Source organism: Thermogutta sp. (assembly GCF_014359955.1).
Lineage (GTDB): Bacteria > Planctomycetota > Planctomycetia > Pirellulales > Thermoguttaceae > Thermogutta.
Genome location: NZ_JACIYL010000372.1, coordinates 1 through 4,181, shown reverse-complemented (window position 1 = coordinate 4,181; position 4,181 = coordinate 1). Strand labels below are relative to the sequence as shown.

Below are 4,181 nucleotides of genomic sequence, written 5' to 3'. Positions count from 1 at the left end.
TTCGCCTCGGGCGGGATCGTGAAGCGCTGGAGAAACTGGAGGAAGCCGTGCGGCGTTATCCCCAGGACCATCGCGTCCCGGAGGCCCGGTATTTTCTGGCGGAGCTTTATCTTCGCGCTGCGGTAGCCAAATCGTCAATTCAGCCCACCAGCACCGGCACGCAATCCGCTTTAACACGCGATTGGCTTCAGAATGCCCTCCAGGAACTTCGGATTGTCCAGAAGGAGTTGGACACGCAATGGGACAAGGGACCTGTCAGTCCGGCCACGCAAAAACTTCTCCGCAACGTGTATTTCGCGTTGGGTGATGTCCTCTATCGCCTGGGACGGTTCGGAGACGCGATCACCACCTACGTCACGCTCACCAATCGGTTGCAGTCGGAACCGGAGGTCCTCGACGCATACATTCAGATGGCCCGCTGTTACGGGGCGATGGGACGCACCAGGGAAGCACAAATCACATTGGAACAGGCGAAAATCATGCTCAACCGGCTGCCACAGGATACCAAACTGGAAAAATCAACTCCTTTTACCCGAGAAGAGTGGCTGGACCGTCTGGCGTGGTTGGCACGTCATTTATAAATATCTTGGAAATTGAGACGTAACTCTGAACATCCAATACAAGCATGGATACAACAATGATGTAGCCAATATAAAGGGAAATACACATCTCTCATTTAAGACCGTTTAACAACACAGCCCAGGCCCGCCACATCGGCAGGTTAAAAGATTGGGACGGATAAGGTGAGATATGTCGAACTTCATACGAGAGCTGTGGTCAGAAAAACATGCGATCCTGACAGATATTTGGGGCTTAACCCAGTATCAGTACGCTTATGTGGAAGATAACCAGATCGATGGAGTACTCGATGTCCTGGCACGTAAACAGGCTTTACTGGCAAGGTTGCAGGAGGTGGATAACCGGCTAAAGCACTATGAGGATCAGAAAGCCGAATGGGCGAAAGGGGATCCCGGCACTGCCCCAGAACTGCCGGAGATCGTCAGCGCATGCCGCGATCTTTTGAAACAAATCGTGCAAGTGGAACAGCAGTGCCAGGCACGCCTGGAAGAGCGGCGTGACGCCATCGCGACGGAGTTGGGGCACCTTCACGAAATATCTCAGGCACGGGCGGCGTACACAGGCGGAAACAGCATTACCGGCGGAGAACTGGACCTCACCCTGTAAACGGGGTTCCAATCGGGCCGTTGTTTCAGTGCTGCTTCGGGTGATGTTCTGGTTGCACACCATGGATGATATGAACGAAAACGACCGACTTAATCAGGTGGAAAACGGTACTCAGTGGATACCGAAGGAATCGGACCGGGCCGGCGAAGGTACAGACCTGGCCGCCATCCTCGAGGCCTGGCATGCGGCGACACTCCGCCTGGAACAGACTCACGAAGCCCTTCAAGCGGAAGTCAGGCGGCTGACGGCGGAGCTTGAGAAGAAAAACCGCGAGCTTGCCCGAAAGGACCGACTCGCCGACCTTGGGCGAATGGCCGCTCACATTGCCCATGAGCTGCGAAACAGCCTTGTTCCGGTGTCACTCTATGTGAGTCTTTTGAAGCGGCGTGTTACCAACGCAGAGTCTGTGGAAATAATCGAGAAAATAGAGCAGGCAGTCCAGGGCGCACAAAGTGTTTTAAACGATATGTTGCAATTCGCCGCCGATCGAGAAGTTCAGGAAACCCTTTTTGAGCTGAAGCCGTGGTTGACGAATATCACAAAGGAAATAGAATTGCAGGCGGTTTCACAGAAGGTGCTTGTCAAAGTAGAAGTCCCGGAACTGCTTTTGGCCTGGGCGGACCGCGATCTTTTGCGTCGTGCGATTATCAATCTTCTGCTCAATGCTCTTGATGCGATGCCCAGCGGCGGCGAGGTGACTGTTCGCGCGGCGGCCGCGGGCCGCGATCTTGTGATCTCGGTTGCCGATACCGGTCCCGGACTCAGTGAGGAAGCCCTTCAGCACGCGTTTGAGCCGTTTTTCACGACCAAGGCAAATGGAACGGGCCTGGGACTGGCGATCGTCGAACACCTCGTTCAACTCCATGGTGGCACGATAACCGTCCAGAACGGAAGACACGGGGGCGCTGTCTTTCAAATTCACCTTCCCAACCGCTGCGTCATCCCCACACAGATGGGTAGACAGGCAGCGTGAAAACGTGATTTATAAATGAATAAAGCGCGAATGGAGTCGTCGAAATATGGGCGAAGTTAGAACCTCCAAAAGACAGGAACCGGCAAGGACGCACCTTCGGCGGACGGGCAGAGTCCTCGTCGTGGATGACCATGCCGCTTCGCGCGAGGCGATGGCCGACATACTGCGACGGGCGGGGCACGAGGTGCAGGCCTGCGGAAGTGCAGCCGAGGCCATCGACTTGCTTGCCCGATCCTGCTGGGATGTAGTCGTCACCGACCTCAATATGCCGGGAATGTCGGGACTTGACCTTGTACGGCACATTGAGAGGCGACAGATCCCGACACGAGTGATCATGGTGACGGCGTACGCCACGGTCGCTTCGGCGGTCGAAGCAATGCGTCATGGTGCCTTTGACTATATTGAAAAACCCTTCGACGCCGGACAGCTAGAGCGCCTCGTGGCGGAGGCGCTGCGTCACAATCAGGTCCTGCACCCGGCAGAAAACTCCTCACCAGCAGGACCGGAGCAGAACATGCCTGTTCTGGTGGGTTCCAGCCGGCCTATGCAGGAACTCCGCCGCAGGATAGAACAGGTTGCCGCCACCAGCGAAACAGTACTCATTCTTGGAGAAAGCGGCACGGGAAAGGAACTCGTTGCCAGACTTATTCACTATCTTAGTCCGCGCTCTGCCGGACCTTTTGTCAGCGTTAATTGCCCGGCGCTTTCCGCGCATCTGATGGAAAGTGAACTTTTCGGCCATGAGAAGGGGGCGTTTACAGGAGCGGATTCGGATCGGATGGGACGTTTTGAGCTGGCCCACAGGGGATCCCTCCTGCTCGACGAAATCACGGAAATCGACACTGCGCTGCAGGCCAAACTTCTCCGCGTCCTCCAGGAACGGGCGTTTGAGCGAGTCGGATCCAGCCGAACGTTACATGTGGACGTTCGCGTTTTGGCCACGACAAATCGAGACCTGGAAAAAGAAATCGCCGAAGGCCGCTTCCGACAGGACCTTTATTACCGTCTGGCGGTTTTACCTATTCATATTCCGCCGCTGCGAGAAAGAAAAGAAGATATTCCCGAATTAATCGTGCATTTTCAAATGCGTTGTGCAGAGCGACTGGGACGCCCAGTTCCGGAGCTGGATGATGCGGCCCTGAACAGACTCATGGAGCACGATTGGCCGGGGAACGTCCGCGAGTTGGAAAACCTTGTCACCCGGCTGTGTGTGTTGACCACGGAAGATCGTGTCACGGCAGACCAGATCGGCAGGTGGCTTCCGGCGTCCCCTACCAGCCCGCGGCCGATCGGTATTCCGGTCGGTATCAGCTTGCAGGACATGGAGCGCTACCTGATTGAAGCCACGTTAGAGAAATTTGACGGACACCGTGAGAAAACCGCCAAGGCACTGGGGATTGGGGTCCGCACACTCACGGAAAAGCTGCGTCAATATGGGTATCCTCCGCGAGCAAAGCGTTTTTCACGAACAGGATGAGCGGCAGAATTTGCCGAAACGTTTCGGCAGAAATTGCCAGTATCACGGCTGTGTGAGGGATGAGTGTCTGCGGAAACAAGGCAAAAAAGCACCGCTAAAGCCGCCAGGACTTTGTCTGCACTTTTGGCACGGTGATTGCACTTAAGTCGCACCACGCATGAGGTAGAAACACATATGTGGAACGGAATTTTCACCGGCACCAGCATTCCTCTGTTGGCTAGTGTGGCCGATTTCACCGAGGTCAGGCATACGGTCCTGGCAGGTAACCTGGCCAATTTGGATACGCCTGGTTATCAGGCGATGGACTTGCCGGTGGAGGATTTTCGGGCGCATCTACGACAGGCCCTAGCGGAAAAGAACGCGGTGCGCTTCAGCTCCCCGGGAGATCGAACCTATTACCTGGGGGCGAAACCGCCCAATTGGTCATCGGAGAAACGACCGTTTGTCCGCCATGACGGCAATGATGTGTCAGTAGAGGAACAGGTGAGTGAAATGGTGAAAAACCAGATGCTCCACAATACCGCATTGACCATCATGACAAGCCAG

General features: G+C 55.3%; 5 protein-coding genes. All 5 read left to right on the top strand.

The window, feature by feature from the left end; genetic code table 11:
- Positions 1–581: tetratricopeptide repeat protein (locus H5U08_RS11515; RefSeq protein ID WP_297033141.1), on the top strand; the 581-nt coding region annotated here is incomplete at its 5' end.
- 169 nt (positions 582–750) lie between these two features.
- Positions 751–1,185: a flagellar export chaperone FlgN gene (gene flgN / locus H5U08_RS11510; RefSeq protein ID WP_297033139.1), complete on the top strand. Its 435-nt coding sequence runs from the start codon at positions 751–753 to the stop codon at positions 1,183–1,185.
- Between the two features lie 61 nt (positions 1,186–1,246).
- Positions 1,247–2,158, top strand: a complete 912-nt coding sequence (locus H5U08_RS11505; protein ID WP_297033137.1) for a HAMP domain-containing sensor histidine kinase — start codon at positions 1,247–1,249, stop codon at positions 2,156–2,158.
- A 46-nt stretch (positions 2,159–2,204) separates the two neighbouring features.
- Complete coding sequence (locus H5U08_RS11500) at positions 2,205–3,635, top strand: sigma-54 dependent transcriptional regulator (protein WP_297033135.1); 1,431 nt, start codon at positions 2,205–2,207, stop codon at positions 3,633–3,635.
- A gap of 174 nt (positions 3,636–3,809) precedes the next feature.
- On the top strand, positions 3,810–4,181 hold a 372-nt coding region (locus tag H5U08_RS11495; protein ID WP_297033133.1), incomplete at its 3' end, for a flagellar basal body rod protein FlgB.

Excerpts from the sequence above, each read along its gene's own strand:
- H5U08_RS11500 (WP_297033135.1), top strand. The coding sequence starts at position 2,205 with ATGGGCGAAGTTAGAACCTCCAAAAGACAGGAACCGGCAAGGACGCAC.
- flgN (WP_297033139.1), top strand. The coding sequence starts at position 751 with ATGTCGAACTTCATACGAGAGCTGTGGTCAGAAAAACATGCGATCCTG.
- H5U08_RS11505 (WP_297033137.1), top strand. The coding sequence starts at position 1,247 with ATGGATGATATGAACGAAAACGACCGACTTAATCAGGTGGAAAACGGT.